Genomic DNA, 18,555 nt, shown 5'->3' with positions numbered 1-18,555 from the left:
CGTTTTCACGCTGGGTACTACACAACGATATGTCTGACATTGGCCGCATAGATTTGTTTGGCAAGCTCAATCCGCTGCTATACCAGGCGCTGGAGGGCGCGACCTCGTTTTGCAAGCTGCGAGGCAATCCCTATGTGGAACTGGTGCACTGGATACACCAGATCGTGCACACGCAGGACAGCGATCTGCATCGCGTCGCGCGGCGGTTTGATGTCGATATGGGGATGCTGCAGGCCGATCTGACACAGGCGTTGGATCAACTGCCGCGTGGTGCGGGGTCGGTGTCCGACTTGTCGGAGCATATCGATCATGCCGTTGAACGAGCCTGGGTGCTTGGATCGTTGCGCTATGGCGCCGGGCGCATTCGCGGCGGGCATTTGATCGCGGGGTTGGTAAAGACCTATGCCTTGCGTAATGTGCTGCTGGGAATGTCTGACCAGTTCTCACGCATCGTGCCGGATGTGCTGCTGGAGCAGTTGGACGACATCGTGCGCGGATCGCCCGAGGATGCCACGGCGCAGCCGGTGGAGACCGATGCGGGCGGTCAGCCATCAGCCGAGGGCGGCGGCTCGGCATTGGCGAAGTATGCGGTCGACTTGACTGCCAAGGCGCGTGCGGGCGAAATCGACCCCGTGTCCGGACGGGATGAGGAAATTCGCCAGATTGTCGATATTCTGATGCGGCGCCGGCAGAACAATCCGTTGCTGGCAGGTGAAGCCGGTGTAGGCAAGACGGCAGTGGTCGAGGGGCTGGCGCTGCGTCTGGCCAGCGGCGATGTGCCGCCTCCGCTGCGCGAGGTTTCTCTGTTGTTGTTGGATATCGGCCTGTTGCAGGCAGGGGCCGGTGTCAAGGGCGAGTTCGAGCAACGGCTGCGCAGCGTGATCGATGAAGTGCAATCCAGCCCGCGCCCGATCGTGTTGTTTATCGATGAGATTCACACGCTGGTAGGCGCAGGCGGTGCAGCAGGGACCGGGGATGCGGCGAATCTGCTCAAGCCCGCATTGGCGCGCGGCCAGTTGCGCACGATCGGCGCGACCACGTGGTCCGAGTACAAAAAATACATCGAGAAAGATCCCGCGCTGACGCGGCGTTTTCAGGTGGTGCAGATCCATGAGCCGGCCGAGCCTCGTGCGGTAGGTATGCTGCGTGGCCTGGCAGCGACACTCGAGGCACACCATCAGGTGCTGTTGCTGGACGAGGCGATCGAGGCGGCGGTGTCGTTATCGCACCGATATATTCCTGCCCGGCAGTTGCCTGACAAGGCGGTTGCCTTGCTGGACACGGCGTGTGCCCGGGTTGCGGTGAGCCAACATGCGGTGCCTGCTGCACTGGAAGACGCGCGTCGCCGTATCGAGGCCCTGGAAATCGAGCAGCGTATCGCCATGCGCGAGGCGCATCTGGGGGCGGGCGAGGAAAGCCGGGTGACGCAGGTCGCCACGGATCTCGAGCAGGCGCGTGCCCAAGAGCGCGAACTGGTGCAACGCTGGGAGGCCGAGCGTGAGCTGGCCGAGCGGGTGTTTGCGTTGCGGCAGGCGCTGGATGCGTCGAGTGCGCATGATAGTGGGTCCACCGGCGCATCTGCTGGCAGCGTGGTTGTTGCGGGTGAGGCATCGACGGCGCGTGCCACTGATGCGACGGATGCCGCGGGAGCGAGTGCTACGGCTTTGGCTGATGCATCGGCGCAGCGCCCTGTGGCCACGGCGGACCCCGCGCAATTGCGATCCGAGCTGGCGCAGGCTCAAGAGGAGCTGACTCGCCGTCAGGGTGAGCATGCCTTGATTTATCCCGCCGTGGATGCAGCGGCAGTCGCGTCGGTCGTCGCGGATTGGACCGGCATTCCCGTGGGCCGCATGGTGCGCGACGAGGCTCATTCGGTATTGCGTTTGGCAGATACGCTGGAGCAGCGGGTCATTGGGCAACGGCATGGGCTGGAGGCTATCGCGCGGCGTATTCAGACGTCCCGTGCGCGCCTGACCGATCCCAACAAGCCGGTGGGTGTGTTTTTGCTGTGCGGCCCCAGCGGGGTGGGCAAGACCGAGACGGCTTTGACCTTGGCCGAGGCTCTGTACGGCGGCGAGCAGAATCTGATCTCGATCAATATGAGCGAGTTTCAGGAATCGCATACGGTGTCTACGCTCAAGGGTGCGCCGCCGGGTTATGTGGGGTACGGCGAGGGCGGCGTGCTGACCGAGGCTGTGCGGCGGCGTCCCTATAGCGTCGTACTGCTCGACGAGGTAGAGAAAGCCCATGCGGACGTGCATGAGATTTTTTTCCAGGTCTTCGACAAAGGCTGGATGGAAGACGGCGAAGGCCGCTATATCGATTTTCGCAATACCGTCATCATCCTCACCTCGAATGTCGGTACCGATTTGATCACCAGCCTATGCAAGGATCCGGATCTGATGCCGGATGCCGATGGCCTGGCCTCTGCCCTGCGCGAACCGCTATTAAAGGCGTTTCCTGCAGCGTTGCTGGGGCGTCTGGTGGCGGTGCCCTATTTGCCGCTCTCTGACGAGATGCTGGCCCGGATCGTGGATCTGCAGTTTGAGCGGGTTCGCCAACGGCTGTGGGATAACCATGGCATCACGTTGACGGTCAGCCCCGAGGCGACGGCGCTGGTGGTGGCGCGTTGCACCGAAGTTGAATCGGGCGGACGCATGGTGGACGCGATTCTGACCAACACGGTGTTGCCGCAGATCAGCCGCGAACTACTGACTGCTTCAATGGACGGGCGCCGCGTGAACGCCGTCAGTTTGCAAGCGGCTGATGGAGAGTTTCAGTACGAGTACGAGACGCAGCCTTGAGCCGTTGGAGATACTCGCCGTGCGTTATTTGCGGCGGGGCGTGTCTGGCTCGCTGTCTGTGTCGTCGGACGTGGGGGCGGGCCGTTGTACGCGCGCCGGGCGCAGGTAGCCGCCATATTCGCGCAAATGATCGCGCGCCGCCCACCCCTGATTATCGTGATCCTGCGTGCTGCGCAAGGCTTCGCTGACAGGGTCCAGGCGATGCGGGGCGAGCGGATCATGTGAGGGCAGGGTCGAGGGCGTTTGATCAGAAAATACGTTGTGCACGCCTTCGCCTTCGTGAGAGTCCAGCAGGTCCAGAGGATCGCGCAGCGGCCCTGAAACATTGGCATCGCCGCGCGGCAAATGACGCAGCGGATCTTCCGGATTGCGGGTTTGCGCGGATTCCATATCGAAGGGATGTGCGGAAACATCGGGTACGCTGCCGACGGGAAGCGTGCCGGGGCCGAACAGGTCGCTGAAAACGTCAGTGGATGAGTTATCAGCAGATGACGTAGCGGCAAACGGCTCGTCGAAAAGGCTTTCCTCGGCGGCGGAGGGATTGTCTGCTGGTGCTGCCGGCGCGAATGCGTCCGTGGCCGAGGCGGCAGCGAAGTCTTTTGCCGGCGCAGGCGGAGCAACGGGCTCAACGGTTGACTGTGGCGGGACATCCTCGGTGAACTGGGCTGCTGCTGCAGTCTCTGCAGCAGGGGCGGTTGTGTTGGGGATATCGGCAGTTGGTGAGGTGTTCGTCGAGGTATCGGAGGAATTTGCGCTTTCGGATTGAGGGGCGGTTCCTGGCTCGGGTTTGGCGGTGACAAGTGGGGCTGCCACTTCTGCGGCAGCGGACATCGTTGCGGTTGCTGCCGCGATGACGCCCGGGGCTGATGTCGGGGGCGGTGGCGAGGCAGGTGCAGACGTAACCCGCGAGATAGGCGTCGGGTTTTCCCGAGGTGCTGCGGATTTTGGCGTGATCGCTGCAGGGTCCAGCAATGGGCTTTCGAGCAGGGGATCCGGTTCTGCCAGGAGCGGGTCCGGCGCCACGGCGCTCAGCGTCGCGAATCCGCCTGGTGATGCAGCGGCGTTCTCGGCTGCGGGGGCAAGCGGGTCTTCTGCTCTGAGCGTATAGGATCCGATCACCAATTCGTCGCCTGGAGAAAGCGGCACCTCTTGGTCTCGCTGGATTGCGCGGCCATTGATGCTGACGCTGCTCATGCTGCTGAGATTTACCAGGTAGCAGGCATCGTTGCTGATACGCAAGGCGGCTTGAATACGGCATATGCCGCGTTCAGGATCTGGCAGGATGAGGCGGTTGTCTGCCGACCGTCCCACCGTGCCCCCTGGGGCTTCGAATACCGCGGACCAGGGCGTGATGAAGCCGGAGTCGTTGGGATGTTGCTGAACGGTGAGTTTCATGCAGGGATCTCCAGTGCAGATTGTTCAATGATAACGACCCTTATAGGTGGAAGTGATGACCGGCAGTGATGAAAATTTATTGGCTCAGGGTTTTTTCGCCATGAGCGTAACAGTCGTAACTGTTTCTGTATTTACACGACAGTTTCCTATTTTTCGCTTGATATAGTCGGTTTATTCATAAGCTAGGGAGGCGAGCCGCGAATGATGGTGTTCCGTAATACCTCGACTGCGCTTGGGAGAGTCCTGCAGACAGGGCTGCTGATGATGTTCGCGCTCGTGATCGCGGGCTGTTCTTCCACCGCCAGCCGTGTTGCGGTGCCGTATGCGATTGAGCTGACGGCGGATAAGCAGGTGAACCCCGACATCAACGGGCGGCCTTCTCCTGTACAGATCACAGTCTATGAATTGAGCTCCACCAGCGCGTTCAGCTCTCGCGATTTTTTTGCACTGCAGTCTGATGCCCAGGTGGCGTTGGGCAAGGAACTGCTGAATTCGGATCAGGTCGTGCTGCGCCCCGGCGAAACAAAGACACTGCACTATGCCGGCAACACCGAGGCGCGCATGGTGGGCATTGTGGCGGCCTACCGCGATTTGGAGAAAAGCCAGTGGCGCCTGGCGGTGGAGTTGCCTGAGGCGCAGAAAACCAACATCTTCAAGGTATGGCAGTTTTCACCCAACGAAGAGACGATTAAGGTCTCGGTCAAAGATAACGAAGTGGTTGTCACGGATCGGGATAGATCGTGGTGGCCGTTCTAGGCGCACGGCTCGCGCTGCCCGCGGTCTGACTCCGCAACCCTATTGCAAGCATAACCATGGCAGAGAAGAACAAAGTCATTTGGTCAGAGGGGATGTTTCTGCGTCCCCAGCATTTCCAGCAATTTGAACGTTATCTCGAGGACGCGCTAAAGCAGCGCACGGCAGCGCTGCAGGGGTTTTTCTGGGGTTTCAGCCATCTGGTGCTGGATCGCGATGCGCTCGCGATTGGCAAGCTGGTGATGACGGAGGCCAGCGGCGTCTTGCCGGACGGTACGCCGTTCGACTTTTCTCATCCGGATGATGCGCCGCAAGCGTTGGATGTGCCCAGCTCGGCGCAGGACGTGCGGGTCATGCTGGCTTTGCCGCGTATGCGGCCTGGGGCCACTGATGTGCAGTACGAGGATGAAGCGGATTCGCTGGCGCGCTACCTTGTGCAAGAGGCGGAGGTCGCCGATTCGGGATCAGTGGGATTGGAGCCGGCATTGCTGCAGGTGGGACGCCTGCGCTTGCGCCTGATGCTCGAAACCGACATGGGCGACGAGTGGATGGGCCTGGGCGTGGTGCGTGTCATTGAGCGCCGCGCCGACAACCGGGTCGTGCTGGACGAGCGTTACATTGCGCCATGGCTGTCGGTGGGCGCGCATCCCTTGTTGCTGGGTTTTGTGCAGGAACTCTACGGTTTGCTGCAGGCGCGCAGCGAGGCGCTGGCGATGCGCCTGTCGCAACCCGGCCGAGGCGGCGTGTCCGAGGTCTCCGACTTCATGTTGTTGGAGACGGTGAATCGCTATATCGGATCGTTATGGCACACACGCCAGTCGGCGTGGCTGCATCCCGAACGCCTGTTTCACGACTGGCTGATGCTGGCCTGCGATTTGGCGACCTATACCGCGGCAACTCGGCGTCCTGAAGTGCTGCCGACTTATGAGCATGACGATCTGCAATTGACGTTCGGTACCCTGATGGATGAATTGCGCCGTTCGCTCTCGGCGGTGCTGGAGCAGCACGCTTTGCAGATCCCGCTGCAGGATCGCGGCCAGGGTGTAAAAGTGGCGCAGATTCCCGATCTGGAGTTGCTGCGCACGGCGGGCTTTATCCTGGCCGTGCATGCGGACATGCCGTCGGATACGGTGCGCTCGCGCTTCCCCGCACAGGTCAAGATTGGACCCGTAGAACGTATTCGCGATCTGGTGCATTTGCAACTACCCGGTGTGACGGTACGGGCTCTGCCGGTGGCGCCTCGCCAGATTCCCTACAGCGCGGGCCACGTGTATTTCGAGCTCGACAAGGGCGGCGATTTCTGGAAACAGCTGGAGCGCACGGGCGCTCTGGCCTTGCATTTGGCGGGCGAGTTCCCGGGCCTATCCATGGAGTTCTGGGCATTGCGCGACTAAGGTAGCCCGCCGGAGATATCATGCACGCATCTGATTCTGCATTACCCGGCCCCATGGGGTCAGGCCTTCCAGAAGGGGGCGCTTCGGCCTCCGGCCGATTGCGGCCGCACGAGTATGTGATCAGCGGCTCTAATCCATTGGTCGCCGCCGCGAATCCATTGCTGGATTTGATTCCCCAGATACGTGCGACGACGTCGCACCCTTCGCCAGCCATGCTGCGCGAGCATCTGCTCGATGAGATTCGTCAGTTTGAGTTGCGAGCGCAGCAGGCCGGCATCCCTAACGAAACCATTCTCGGGGCACGATACTGCTTGTGCACCGCGTTGGATGAGGCGGCCGCGCTGACTCCATGGGGAGGCAATGGGGTATGGTCGGCGCACAGCCTGCTCGTGACGTTTCACAATGAGACCTGGGGCGGCGAGAAATTTTTTCAGTTGCTGGCAAAGCTCTCGCAGAATCCCGGCCAGCATCTGGATTTGTTGGAACTGCTGTACTTTTGCTTGGCGCTGGGGTTTGAAGGGCGTTATCGCGTTCTCGATAACGGCCGTTCGCAGCTGGAGACGCTGCGTCAACGCTTGCTGAGGATTCTGCGCGGTGCACGAGGCGAATACGCGCTCGCCTTGTCACCACATTGGCAGGATGTGCCGGCTCAAACGCAATTGCGGCGGTTGCCTGTGCCGCTATGGGTGTTCGGAGCGCTGGCTGCGGTGTTGGCGCTGGCCATTTATTGGGCCCTGGCTTGGAGTTTGAGCCGGCAGTCTGATGTCGTGTTTTCGGCAGTGAACGGCTTGAGACCCCCTACCGTGCAGATCGCACCGACGCGCCAGCCAGCGTCCTCGCCGCGGTTGGCGGTGTTTTTGGCGCCGGAAATCCGGGATGATCTGGTGACCGTGCGCGATGAGGTTGACCGCAGTGTTGTCGTGCTGCGCGGCGACGGATTGTTTGAGTCGGGATCCGCCTCAGTGAGAGACCAATACCTGCCGGTGCTGTCGCGCGTGGCCGATGCCATGCGTCAAACGGAAGGCGATATTCTGGTGCGTGGGTATTCCGATAATGTTCCGATACGCAGCGCGCGCTATCCGTCGAACTGGCATTTGTCGCAAGAGCGTGCGGACGCGGTCAAGGATCTGCTGGAGGCCCGATTGAATCAACCAAACCGCGTGCGGGCAGAAGGCCGTGGCGACGCCGATCCGGTGGCGCCCAACGATACCGCAGCAGGGCGCGCGCGCAATCGTCGCGTTGAGATCACGCTGATGGTGCCACCGGTGCCGCGAGGGGAAACTGTCGAGGGTGCGCGGCAATGATTCACAACGTATTTAGTTTCCTCTTTAGCCGAGGGCTGTGGAATTTCTTTGGCTTGGTGGCGATCTCGCTGCTGATCTGGATAGCCGGGCCGCTGCTTGCCATTGGCACGACACGTCCTCTGGAAAGCGAGATGACCCGCATCATTGTGATTGCGGTGTTGTTCGGGCTCTGGTTGCTGCGCATCATCTGGCGCAAATGGCGCGAGGGCCGATTGAATGCGCAGCTGCTAGGCCAGCTACGCAAGCCTGCGGCTAAAAAGAAAGTCGAGCCCGAGCCGGGCAATCCCGAGATTCGCCAGCTTGAAGAGCGTTTCAACGAGGCCGTGGAGTTGTTGCGCAAGACGCGCTTTGATGGCGATAAGCGGCGTTTCTCGTTTTCTCGCTTTTCCAAGCAGCATCTGTATCAACTGCCTTGGTATGTCATCATCGGTGCGCCAGGGGCAGGCAAGACGACGGCGTTGGTGAATTCGGGCCTGAATTTCCCGCTGGCGGATCGTTTTGGCAAGGTTGCGCTGCGCGGGGTGGGCGGTACACGGAATTGCGATTGGTGGTTTACCGATGATGCGGTGTTGCTGGATACCGCTGGCCGCTATACCACTCACGAAAGCGATGCGACGGGTGACGAAGAGGAATGGAAAGGATTCCTCGGCCTGCTGTCGAAATATCGCGGCCGTCAGCCCATCAACGGTGCCATGCTGACGATCAGTGTGGAAGATCTGCTTGCTGCCTCGGATGCGGAGCGTGCGCAGCATGCCGCGGTGTTGCGCCGTCGCTTGCAAGAGCTGCGTGAGCAGCTCGGTATTCAGTTTCCGGTGTATGTGCTGGTGACGAAAGCCGATTTGCTGTCGGGTTTCGAGGAGTATTTCGGGTCCTTCAGCCGCGAGGATCTGTCGCAGGTGTGGGGCTTTACCTTGCCCTATACCCGGACTCAGGAAGCCGATTTCGATTTGTACGAGGCATTCCATGCCGAGTATCAGTTGTTGCAGCGCCGCTTGCATGATGCGTTGCCCGAGGTGTTGGCGGCTGAGACGGATCCCGCCCGGCGGGCACTGGCCTATATGCTGCCGCAGCAGTTTGCCGGACTGCAGACGGTGTTGGGACAATTCCTGAGCGATGTGTTCGCGACGTCGAAATTCGAGGCACGGCTGGTGCCGCGCGGCGTGTATTTCACAAGTGGCACGCAGGGCGGCGAGACGTTTGACCAGGTAACGGGGTATCTGAAGCGCTACTTGCGTATTGATGGTGGCGCGACACAGACCACCCCTGCGCCAGAGGAAGATGGGCGCAGCTATTTCTTGAAAGGCGTGCTGCAGGATGTGATCTTTCGCGAGGCCGGTCTGGCCGGCCGGAATCTACGCTGGGAACGCCGCTATCGGCGTTTGCATTGGGCGGGTTATGGCTTGATCACTGTGTTGTTGATTGCCTTGCTGATCGGATGGGGTATCAGCTATCGCAATAACAAGACGTATGTCGCCGAAGTCGAACGTCGCGTGCCTACCGTGGAGAAACTGGGGCGCGACATCAAGATTACGCGTGCTGGCGATGTACTGGGGTTGATGCCCTTTCTGGATAGTCTGTGGTATTTGCCGCGCGATGCGAGTTTTGAGTTGGACTCGCCGCCCTTGACGTATCAGTTTGGCTTGTATCAAGGTCAAAAAATGCAGTCTGCGGCCCAAGGGGTGTATCGAAATACGCTGGAGCAAGTACTGCTGCCGCAGATAGCCCGGCGTGTAGAAAGTGCATTGCGTACGTCGGCGCCGAATGATCTGGAGTTTTCGTACGAGGCCTTGCGTGCCTATCTGATGCTGTATGAACCTGATCATTATGATGCGGAGTTCATGCATGCATGGCTGCTGTCCGATATGCAAAAGACCTTGCCTGAGGGCTATACGCGGCGTCAGTATGATTTGATGTCGCTGCATCTGCGCAATCTGGTGCAGGGGCGCGTGTTGTCCTCGCCGTTCCCGCGGGATGACGAGCTGGTGACTCAGATGCGTCAGAGATTGGCGCATTACACCTTGGCGCAACGCTCGTATAGCCGGCTTCGCCGGTTGTTGTCCAATACGGATCAAGGTCCGGAGCAGACAGCGGTGACCTTGGGTGGGCCTCAGGCCAGTTCCGTGTTTGTGCGCAAGAGCGGCAAGCCGCTGACGGACGGGATTCCATCGCTCTATAGCTACGACGGTTATTGGAAGGTCTTTAATCAACGGGTGAACCGGGTTGCCGAACTGCTGCGTCAGGATGATGCCTGGGTGTTGAATATCGCGCCGCCGGGAGCCTTGGACCAGGCAGCCCAGCAGCAGCTGATCGTCGATATCAAGCGGCTGTACATGAACGACTATGTACACCAGTGGGATGCCTACTTGAATGATCTGAAGCTGACGCCTGCGACATCGCTGCTGCAGAATATTCAGATTGCCCGCACCTTGTCAGCGCCGGACTCGCCGTTGGTCAAGCTGGTGCAAGGCGTCGCGCGAGAGACGAATCTGCTGCGAGATACCGGTGACGGACGCTCGCTGATGGATCAGGCCCGCGAGCGCGTGAGCAGCACACGGGATGCGTTAGAGCAGATGTTCGGTCCCACAGGGCCCAATTCGGCAGTCCGTAGCGACGCGACGGATGAAAAGCTCGAGCGCATCGTGGACCTGCATTTTGAGCCTTATCGTCGCCTGGCTCAGAGTGAAACGCAGGGCGGCCCGCCGCTGATTACCGCTACGACAGGTCTGATCAATGATCTCTACACGTATCTGACGGCCGCAGATGCGGCTCTGCGCAGTGCCAGTCCCGCACCCAATTCGGATGTTGTGACCAAGCTGCGCGCGGAGGCGGGGCGATTGCCTGAGCCGATACGTGACGTGCTCAATACGATGTCGGTGAATGCTTCAGACGAGATCTCCGGTGCATCTCGCCAGCGTATGGGCGAGACGATGTCGGCGACCATAGGATTGTTCTGCCGGCAATCGATTGCGGGACGCTATCCGTTTGCGCGCAGTTCGTCGCGTGATGTGGCGCCGAACGATATGGCGCGGCTGTTCGGCCCCAATGGGATGATGGACGAATTTTTCCAGAAGGAATTGGCCACACAGATCGATGTGTCGGGTTCGCGGTGGCGATTCAAGCCCGGCATCGACGGCGAAAAAGGCGAGCGCGCGTCGTATCTGGATTCGTTTCAGCGCGCAGGGGTGATTCGCGATGTGTATTTCATGGCGAGCAACCCGCTACCGTCTTATCGCGTCGCCATTCGTCCGATCGAAATGGATGCGCAAATTACGCAATTCGTGATGGACGTGGATGGCCAGGCCGTGCGCTATGCTCATGGTCCGCAGATCGCAACCACAGTGCAATGGCCGGGGTCGAGAGGATCGAATCAGGTGCGTATCGAACTGACGCCGCAGACGGGTGGCGCAGGCCTGTCTGCATCCGGGCCGTGGGCGTTGAATCGTTTGCTGGACAAGGCGCAGTTAAGCCGCGGCCCATCGCCTGAGATTACGATAGCGACGTTTGATATTAACGGCCGCAAGGTCGTGTTGGAGATCACTGCGAGCAGTGCGAAAAGCCCTTTCAATCTCGCCGAGATGCAGGGTTTCGCCTGCCCGGGCCGCTAGATGAGACTCGCCATGGACGACGCAAGAGGACAGTTGGGGTGGTATGGCAAGATTCCCGCATCGGGGGACTTTGTCCATCGTCGCTTGTCGCGTGAGCTCATTGCCTGGTGGGATCGGTGGCTGCAATATGGATTGGCGGCGATGAAACAAGCGCCCGATGACAGCGCGGCGCGCAGTTTTGCGTCGGCGCCGATCTGGAATTTCGCAATACCGGCCGGACCCAGCGGCCGCGGTGCGCAATTAGGATGCCTGGCACCTAGCCGGGACAGAGTCGGACGAGCCTATCCTTTGTGCGTGATCATGCCGATTGCCGAGAATGACTATCACAGCAGCATTCTGGATGGCGCGAGCGACTATTACCGCAAGATCGGTGCGAGCATCCTGACAGCAGTGCGTCATGGGTGTGCAACGGAACAGTTTGATCGCGAGTTGCAGACGATCCAGATACCGGGTGCCGTGCAGCCGGTGGCCCGCTCCAGCGGCAGTGACATCATGGATATATTGAATGCGGGCCTGGAGACGGCCGCTGAGCCGGTGGCCGCACGCAGTTTGACGGCATGGCCCGATTTGCCCTTTTGCTTTAACCCCAGTTCGCATACCAGTTATTGGTGGACGAATCAGATTGATGGGGCTGCATTACAGACGTATATACACGGCGGGGCCTTCAATGCCACGTTGTTTACCCGATTGTTTGCATCGCTGCCCGCGTGGCGCTAGCGACGTAGCAGGTGTCCGGAGTTCGGAGTATGAGTGCGACTACCCCTTTGCCCAAGCGCGATGCGTCTGCGAGCGATGCTCCTGGATTGCGATCTTTGAATGTGATTGCCGCTGCGGCTAAAGGCGGCGTTCCGCAGGCGCGGATCCGGAGGGTGCTGGCCGACGTCGCCGAATCGCTCAAGCCATTGCATGCGCAGGGCGGCGTGCATGGCGGCATCGCGATGAGCACTATTGGTTTGGATGCGTCGGGCAAGGCTCACTTGTTGATTCCGCCGCTGACGCCCGCGGCCGATGCGGAGAGCGCCGCCCGTATCGACGGTTATGCGGCCTTTGAGCAATACACCGATGATCCAGATTCGCCCTGCGGGCCGTGGACAGATATTTATGCCTTGAGCGCAGTGGCGCACACGATGCTGGTGGGAGAGGCGCCGCCGTCGGCGCTGGAACGCTGCGTCAAAGACGAGTCTGCTCCCTTGGCGGGCCGCGATCTCGGCGCCTACGATCCCGAGTTTCTTCAGGCAGTGGATCGCGGATTGTCGATGAGGCCATCCGCGCGTCCAGCGAGTATCGAGGCATTCGCCCGCGCGTTTGGCTTGGAGCCGGCTGTGTCGGCTGTTGCGCCCGCCGCAGCGACAGTTGCCGCACAGACGCAGGCGCCTGAGCCTGCCGCGGCGACACCTGCGCATCAGGCAGCGCCAGCCGTGCAGGCGCAGTCAGAAACTCAGATGCCCCTTTCGCCTGCCGAGGCCACTGAGGCGTCTGCAGCACTGCCTCCGGTGGCTCCGGCGGTAACAGGAGGAGCCAAGTCGGGACCGCGTGTGCCCTTGCTTGTTTTATTGGGGGTCTTGGCGGCGATCGCGTTGGCGGTCTATATGTGGTTGCGTCCCGAGGGCCTGCTGTCTGCTTCCAACGGGTCGAAGCCTGCTCCCAGCGCTGGCACCGAACCGCCTCCCACGGAAACCAAACCGGAGCCGCCGATCCCGACGCCACCCGCCTTGTCCGATCTTGGACGCAATGCGCGGCCCAGTGAGGGGACGGAAGGAACGGCGCCTGGCGCCTCGCCCGCGGCTACGCCGGACCCATCTGCTGCCACGGATTCCGGCGCGTCACCGACTGCAGGCACCGCGAGTAGCGCAGGCGGGCAGACCGGGGCCGTCAATTCAGGCTCATCCGTTAGTGCTGTGGGGACGGCGTCAACGTCCGCCGCTGCGACGCCAGGAGGCGCGATTGCGCCGCGCGTCTTATCGAATCCGGGCAGTGTCGTGAGCCCGGGGGCTGCATCGGGTACTGAAACTGCGCCCAATACTCAGGCACCCACAAATACCGGGGCGAGTGTGGCGGGAGCGGGTACTGGCCCAGGCGCGACGCCAGATGGCGCTTCCACCTCGATCCCTCCGGCGTCGCCCGCGCCCGGAGCGTCTCCCGACGCCGCAAACGCGTCGACGGTTACGGACGACAATCAGGCCCTCAGCCAGGATATCGACGCTGCTGCGCAGGCAAAGGCCGCTGCAGAAGCGAAAGCCGCCGCAGACGCCAAGGCGGCAGAGCAGGCCAAGACTACCGCCGCACAGGTGGCGGTGCGGGTCAGCGTACGTCCCTGGGGTGAAGTGATCATTGATGGCCGCTCGCGGGGCATCAGTCCGCCATTGGGCCAAGTTATGCTGGCGCCAGGCCGGCACCAGGTCACGATTCGCAATCCTGCGTCAAGCGATTATCAGACGACGATTAACGTCACCGCTGGTGGTTCAGCGGGTATTTCTCACGTCTTTGAGTGACGGCGGTTGAGGATGTTGGCGCCTGGGGGGGGCCAACATGAGTGGACGTGGGGCTTCGCCGCCGGCGTGCCATTGCGCTTAATTCGAGTCCGCCATCGTCCCCTCATAATCGGGAATGTCTGCGTCGACGAGCAGATCGGCAGTGAACATATAACCCCAACCGTGCACGGCTTTGATGGGCAGGCGTACTCGCTGAGCGGCGGCCTTGCGCCGCATGCGGCTGATCATGACGTCAATAAAACGACCACGGCGATCGCTTTCGGAGCCTTCGCCTGTAGCGGTGTCGAGGCTCAACGCATCGCGGCTGATACGTTTGTCGGGTTCGTGGGCAAATCGCAGCAGCAAGCTGCGTTCGGCGGTGGTCAGAGAAAGGGTCTGTCCGCTGGGCGCCATCAATGCCCAGCCTTTGCTGGTCAGGCGCCAACCGCCCGAGGGGGACGGAACGGATTCGGCTGACGCGTACGCAGCGTCCGGCGCCGGCGCAGGGGGCGCCGGCGTTTGGGCCGATGCGGCATCCGCCGCGACAGGGGCTTGCGTCGCGTCGGGCATCCGACGCATGAGGGCCTGAAACACGGCAGCCAATTCCAGGCCGTTGATATAGGTATCCAGGCAAGCATCGGCGCCGCTTAACAGTGTGCGCACCCGAGCATCGCTATCGGGAAACTGTGCGAGGGCGACGATGCCGATACCGGGACGCATGACGCGCAGCTGCGCTGCTGCAATATCGATAATGGCCAACGGACCTGCGAGCACCACTAAGGGAATGGCCTGCTGGGACAGGTGCAGATATAGCTCTGAGAGTCCAGAATAACGATGTATCTGAAATCCCAGGCGCGATAGCTCCGTGATCTGCTGTGGATAGGCGGTGTCGTCGCCAGTTAGAAAAAGGACGTCCGGCGATGTGTTCATGATTCCATTCCGAATAGGGCGTCGAGACCCATCAATAATAGGGCCTTGCCCGGTCAACCCCGGCGAGGGACTTGTTTGTGTTATGGCTCAGGACGAGCCGTGCAGGATGCACGCGGCAAATCTGAGCTAATGTCCAATTCGCGCGGATCAAGGATAGATCGCCAGGCTGTAACAGACGAGATGTGAAGGGCAATCTTGTGTGACGCTGTGTGTCATATGGCGCGATGCGGGCCGAAGTCCGCGTTACAGTTAATAAGTGTACAAATAAGTTGGAGTGCAAAGATGTTCACTTGGTTGCATGTGCGTAACGTGATACTTGCCGGTCTACTTGTCGGGATGGCGGGGTGTGCCAGCACAACCGGCCATGCTACGGCAGAGGGCGCTGCGGCCAGCAATGCGGCCACCAGTGCAGATTCGTTGGCCCAGACCAGCTGGGAGCTGACCCGCTGGGTGAGCGCGCCAGGTGATCAACGGGCGATTCCGCATGGTGACAATGGTGAACCTATTCAGTTGGTATTTTTGGCCCAAGGCCAAACATATCGGGTCAATGGGTTTTCCGGGTGTAATCGCTATATGGGCAATTATCGCTTGCAGGATGGGAAACTGTCGATTTCTATACAGGGGGCGACTCGCATGGCGTGTGCGTCGCCGGACCGTGCCCAGCTGGAAGCCTCGTATTTGCGTGCTTTGTCGGATATTCGGTCGTTTACCCTGGATAGTGGCGGTGCGCCGCGTCATCTGACATTCAACGTGCGAAATGGGGATGTGCTGGAGTTCGTGCGCAGGCAAGACCCTCCGACGCCGCAATAATTTACCCGGGTAAAAAATGAAAGACGTCATTCGGGGCGGACTCGTTTACTATTACGCCGCTCCGCTTATGCCGTTGTTTTATTTGCCATGTCTTCCATCGTCAATATTGCCGCTTACAAATTTGTCCCTTTGCAGGATCTCCCCGATCTGAGGGCGGAGGCGTTGGCTCAGGCTCAAGCGGCAGACCTGAAAGGCACTGTGCTGTTGGCCGAAGAGGGGATCAATCTCTTTTTGGCAGGGTCTGCCAGCGGTATCCAGGCGTGGCTGCAATGGCTGCAGTCCGACTCACGCTTTGCTGAATTAGAGGTGAAATTCAGCTATTCGGCGCATGTTCCCTTTCGCAAGATGCTGGTCAAAATCAAGCGCGAGATCATCCGCATGGATCATCCGGCGATTCAACCACGGACCGGGCGCGCCCCCGCGGTCGCGCCGGCGACATTGGCCCGTTGGCTGGATCAAGGCGCGGACGACGAGGGACGTCCGGTGGTGATGCTGGATACGCGCAATGCCTTCGAGGTCGACGAGGGGACTTTCGAAGGGGCCATCGACTGGCGCATTGACCGGTTTACGCAGTTTCCCGATGCGGTGCAGGCGAACCGCGACAGTCTGGAGGGCAAGACGGTGGTCAGTTTCTGCACAGGCGGCATTCGCTGTGAAAAAGCCGCCCTGTACATGGCAGAAGCTGGGGTCGAGCATGTCTATCAGCTCGATGGCGGCATCCTGAAATATTTCGAAGAAACCGGCGGCAAGGGGTTTCGCGGCAATTGTTTTGTGTTCGACGAACGTATCGCGCTGGATCCGGCGCTGGAGCCGGCTGCTGTTCCGGACGATTCAGCAGGCTAGAACAGTCGAAGCCGGTGTGGCGCAGAGCGTTCCGTCTGACGCCTAATGATCTATAAAAAGCCAGGGGCCGGTTGCAACGCATTCGGCCCCTGGCTTTTTCATCTGGTGCGCCGGGAAGCCCCGGCGCCCAGCGCGATGTTTTAACGCACCCGCATGCCGGGCTTGGCGCCAGGCCAGGGCTCCAGGACGTAGATGCCGGCATCGACCTTGTCATCGGCATGACTGCCGGCCAGCACCATGCCTTCGGAGACACCGAATTTCATCTTGCGTGGCGCCAGATTGGCGACCATGACGGTGAGCTTGCCGACCAGATCCTCAGGTTTGTAGGCAGACTTGATGCCGGAAAACACGTTGCGATGACGGCCCTCGCCGACGTCGAGGGTGAGTTGCAGCAGCTTGTTCGAGCCTTCGACGTGTTGGCAATCGACGATCTGCGCAATACGCAGGTCGATTTTGGCAAAATCGTCGATGGTAATGGTGTCCGCGATGGCTTCGCCACCCGGCATGGGAGCGGTTGGCTCCGGCGCTGCCGGCGGCTCGAAGAGCTGATCCAGCATGGCAGGGTCTACCCGTTGCATCAGGTGCTTGAAGGGCGCCACGTGCTGGGGCAGCACTGCGGCGTCGGCCCAAGTATATCCCTGCTGGGCGCCGAACAACTCGCGCGCCACACGATCGGTCAAGGCGGGAAGGACAGGCGTCAGCATGACCGACAGCGCCTTGAAGCCAGCCAGCGACCGCGAGCAGATATCTTGCAGCGCGGCCTTTTGCGCCGCGTCAGCGGTGCCGATGCCTTTGGCCAGAACCCAGGGCTGGGCCGTGTCGAACGCCTGGTTGATGCTGTCGGCGTAGCCCATGATTTCGCGGATGGCGCGGTTGTATTCACGGGCCTCGAAGGCGGCACGGATGGTCTCTGCCTGGGCCGCAAAGCTGGCCGACAGCGCATCGGTATCGCCGGTGTAGGCCAACGCGCCGTCGAAGTGCTTGGTGATGAAGTTGGCGGCGCGGCTGGCGATATTGACGTATTTGCCCACCAGATCGCTATTGACGCGTGCGATGAAGTCATCGGGGTTGAAATCGATGTCTTCGACCTTGGCGTTGAGCTTGGCGGCGATGTAGTAACGCAGCCATTCGGCATTCATGCCGACTTCCAGATAGCGCAGCGGCGAGATGCCAGTGCCCCGGCTCTTGGACATTTTTTCACCGCTGACGGTGATGAAGCCGTGCACATTCAGCGAGTCAGGTGTTTTGCGGCCGGCGAATTTGAGCATGGCCGGCCAGAACAGCGCGTGGAAATAGATGATGTCTTTGCCGATGAAGTGCACTTGTTCGGTGCTGCCTTGCGGGTCCAGCAACGCGTCGAAATCGAGTCCTTGTTTGTTGCAATAGGATTTGAGCGAAGCCAGGTAGCCCACCGGCGCGTCCAGCCAGACGTAGAAATACTTGCCCGGTGCGTCGGGGATCTCGATACCGAAATAGGGCGCATCGCGCGAGATATCCCAATCGCCCAGTTTGGCTTCGCCGTCGTCGCCGCCCAACCATTCGCGGGTCTTGGCCTGCACCTCGGGTTGCAGGTGCTTCAGGCCCATGGCGTTGGTGCCGGTCGTCCAGCTTTGCAGAAACTCGACGCAGCGGGGGTCAGACAGCTTAAAGAAAAAATGTTCGGACGATTTCAGTACCGGTGTGGCGCCGGTCAGGGCTGAGTAGGGGTTGATCAGTTCGGTCGGGGCGTAGACGGCGCCACAGACTTCGCAGGAGTCGCCGTATTGGTCCTTGGCATGGCACTTGGGGCATTCGCCCTTGATGTAGCGGTCAGCCAGGAACATGCCCTTGACTGGATCGTAGAACTGCTCGATGGCGCGCGTTTCGATCAGGCCCTGTGCTTTGAGCGCACGGTAGATGTCGTGCGACAAGGCGACGTTTTCGTCCGAATCGGTCGAATGCCAGTGGTCGAAACGGATATGAAAGCCGTCCAGATAGCGCGGGCGCTCGGCAGCATAGCGGGCCACCAGGTCGCGCGGCGAGATCCCTTCTTTTTCGGCCTTGAGCATGATGGGCGCGCCATGCGCGTCGTCCGCTCCCACGAAATGCACGGTGTGACCCGCCATACGCATCGAACGAACCCAGATGTCGGCCTGGATGTATTCCATGATGTGGCCGATATGGAAGGATCCGTTGGCATAGGGAAGCGCGGTCGTGACGAACAGAGTGCGAGACATATCGTGGATGACGGTTTGAGGACTAGAGTG

The 18,555-nt window shown here is 60.6% G+C and carries 12 protein-coding genes; 9 read left to right on the top strand and 3 right to left on the bottom strand.

Going from position 1 to position 18,555, the window contains the following annotated elements:
• Nucleotides 1–29 precede the first annotated feature (29 nt).
• Entirely contained in the window at nucleotides 30–2,804 is a 2,775-nt protein-coding gene (gene tssH / locus CAL20_RS22430; RefSeq protein WP_094839284.1) for a type VI secretion system ATPase TssH, read from the top strand.
• Between the two features lie 24 nt (nucleotides 2,805–2,828).
• On the opposite strand, the gene CAL20_RS25800 is transcribed toward tssH, so the two are convergent.
• Nucleotides 2,829–4,199: an FHA domain-containing protein gene (locus tag CAL20_RS25800; protein WP_256981704.1), complete on the bottom strand. Its 1,371-nt coding sequence runs from the start codon at nucleotides 4,197–4,199 to the stop codon at nucleotides 2,829–2,831.
• A 261-nt stretch (nucleotides 4,200–4,460) separates the two neighbouring features.
• On the opposite strand from CAL20_RS25800, the gene tssJ reads away from it, so the two are divergent.
• From tssJ to CAL20_RS22395, 6 genes are read left to right on the top strand one after another with little or no spacing between them, the layout of a single operon-like run.
• Entirely contained in the window at nucleotides 4,461–4,955 is a 495-nt protein-coding gene (gene tssJ / locus CAL20_RS22420; protein WP_094823723.1) for a type VI secretion system lipoprotein TssJ, read from the top strand.
• Between the two features lie 56 nt (nucleotides 4,956–5,011).
• A complete protein-coding gene (tssK, locus tag CAL20_RS22415; protein ID WP_094839048.1) occupies nucleotides 5,012–6,346 on the top strand; it encodes a type VI secretion system baseplate subunit TssK in 1,335 nt (444 codons plus the stop codon).
• Between the two features lie 20 nt (nucleotides 6,347–6,366).
• Complete coding sequence (locus tag CAL20_RS22410) at nucleotides 6,367–7,650, top strand: DotU family type VI secretion system protein (protein ID WP_094823306.1); 1,284 nt, start codon at nucleotides 6,367–6,369, stop codon at nucleotides 7,648–7,650.
• Nucleotides 7,647–11,255, top strand: a complete 3,609-nt coding sequence (gene tssM, locus CAL20_RS22405) for a type VI secretion system membrane subunit TssM (protein WP_094823305.1) — start codon at nucleotides 7,647–7,649, stop codon at nucleotides 11,253–11,255. Before CAL20_RS22410 ends, tssM begins: the two co-directional genes overlap by 4 nt.
• Nucleotides 11,256–11,267: 12 nt before the next feature.
• Complete coding sequence (gene tagF / locus CAL20_RS22400; RefSeq protein WP_094823304.1) at nucleotides 11,268–11,972, top strand: type VI secretion system-associated protein TagF; 705 nt, start codon at nucleotides 11,268–11,270, stop codon at nucleotides 11,970–11,972.
• Between the two features lie 29 nt (nucleotides 11,973–12,001).
• Complete coding sequence (locus CAL20_RS22395; RefSeq protein ID WP_094839047.1) at nucleotides 12,002–13,747, top strand: PEGA domain-containing protein; 1,746 nt, start codon at nucleotides 12,002–12,004, stop codon at nucleotides 13,745–13,747.
• 78 nt (nucleotides 13,748–13,825) lie between these two features.
• On the opposite strand, the gene CAL20_RS22390 is transcribed toward CAL20_RS22395, so the two are convergent.
• Nucleotides 13,826–14,656: a winged helix-turn-helix domain-containing protein gene (locus CAL20_RS22390; RefSeq protein ID WP_094839046.1), complete on the bottom strand. Its 831-nt coding sequence runs from the start codon at nucleotides 14,654–14,656 to the stop codon at nucleotides 13,826–13,828.
• A gap of 282 nt (nucleotides 14,657–14,938) precedes the next feature.
• Between CAL20_RS22390 and CAL20_RS22385 the strand changes: the two genes are divergently transcribed.
• Both CAL20_RS22385 and CAL20_RS22380 read left to right on the top strand, forming a co-directional pair.
• Nucleotides 14,939–15,466 carry an META domain-containing protein gene (locus CAL20_RS22385; RefSeq protein ID WP_094823301.1) on the top strand — a complete coding sequence of 176 codons (528 nt, stop codon included), beginning with the start codon at nucleotides 14,939–14,941 and terminating at the stop codon, nucleotides 15,464–15,466.
• Nucleotides 15,467–15,553: 87 nt separating this feature from the next.
• On the top strand, nucleotides 15,554–16,309 hold the full coding sequence (locus tag CAL20_RS22380; RefSeq protein ID WP_094823300.1) for a sulfurtransferase: 756 nt from the start codon (nucleotides 15,554–15,556) through the stop codon (nucleotides 16,307–16,309).
• A gap of 140 nt (nucleotides 16,310–16,449) precedes the next feature.
• Here the strand turns inward: CAL20_RS22380 and metG are convergent, their stop codons facing one another.
• Nucleotides 16,450–18,525 carry a methionine--tRNA ligase gene (metG, locus tag CAL20_RS22375; protein WP_094823299.1) on the bottom strand — a complete coding sequence of 692 codons (2,076 nt, stop codon included), beginning with the start codon at nucleotides 18,523–18,525 and terminating at the stop codon, nucleotides 16,450–16,452.
• Nucleotides 18,526–18,555: the final 30 nt, after the last annotated feature.

Origin of the sequence: Bordetella genomosp. 4 (assembly GCF_002261185.1) — a bacterium.
In the GTDB taxonomy this organism is placed as follows: domain Bacteria; phylum Pseudomonadota; class Gammaproteobacteria; order Burkholderiales; family Burkholderiaceae_B; genus Bordetella_A.
Note: the sequence above shows the minus strand (reverse complement) of the source record. Positions and strands in the feature narration are given on the sequence as shown.

Excerpts from the sequence above, each read along its gene's own strand:
- tssM (WP_094823305.1), top strand. The coding sequence starts at position 7,647 with ATGATTCACAACGTATTTAGTTTCCTCTTTAGCCGAGGGCTGTGGAAT.
- CAL20_RS22390 (WP_094839046.1), bottom strand. The coding sequence starts at position 14,656 with ATGAACACATCGCCGGACGTCCTTTTTCTAACTGGCGACGACACCGCC.
- metG (WP_094823299.1), bottom strand. The coding sequence starts at position 18,525 with ATGTCTCGCACTCTGTTCGTCACGACCGCGCTTCCCTATGCCAACGGA.
- CAL20_RS22395 (WP_094839047.1), top strand. The coding sequence starts at position 12,002 with ATGAGTGCGACTACCCCTTTGCCCAAGCGCGATGCGTCTGCGAGCGAT.
- tssK (WP_094839048.1), top strand. The coding sequence starts at position 5,012 with ATGGCAGAGAAGAACAAAGTCATTTGGTCAGAGGGGATGTTTCTGCGT.
- CAL20_RS22385 (WP_094823301.1), top strand. The coding sequence starts at position 14,939 with ATGTTCACTTGGTTGCATGTGCGTAACGTGATACTTGCCGGTCTACTT.
- tssH (WP_094839284.1), top strand. The coding sequence starts at position 30 with ATGTCTGACATTGGCCGCATAGATTTGTTTGGCAAGCTCAATCCGCTG.
- CAL20_RS22410 (WP_094823306.1), top strand. The coding sequence starts at position 6,367 with ATGCACGCATCTGATTCTGCATTACCCGGCCCCATGGGGTCAGGCCTT.
- CAL20_RS25800 (WP_256981704.1), bottom strand. The coding sequence starts at position 4,199 with ATGAAACTCACCGTTCAGCAACATCCCAACGACTCCGGCTTCATCACG.
- tssJ (WP_094823723.1), top strand. The coding sequence starts at position 4,461 with ATGATGTTCGCGCTCGTGATCGCGGGCTGTTCTTCCACCGCCAGCCGT.
- tagF (WP_094823304.1), top strand. The coding sequence starts at position 11,268 with ATGGACGACGCAAGAGGACAGTTGGGGTGGTATGGCAAGATTCCCGCA.
- CAL20_RS22380 (WP_094823300.1), top strand. The coding sequence starts at position 15,554 with ATGTCTTCCATCGTCAATATTGCCGCTTACAAATTTGTCCCTTTGCAG.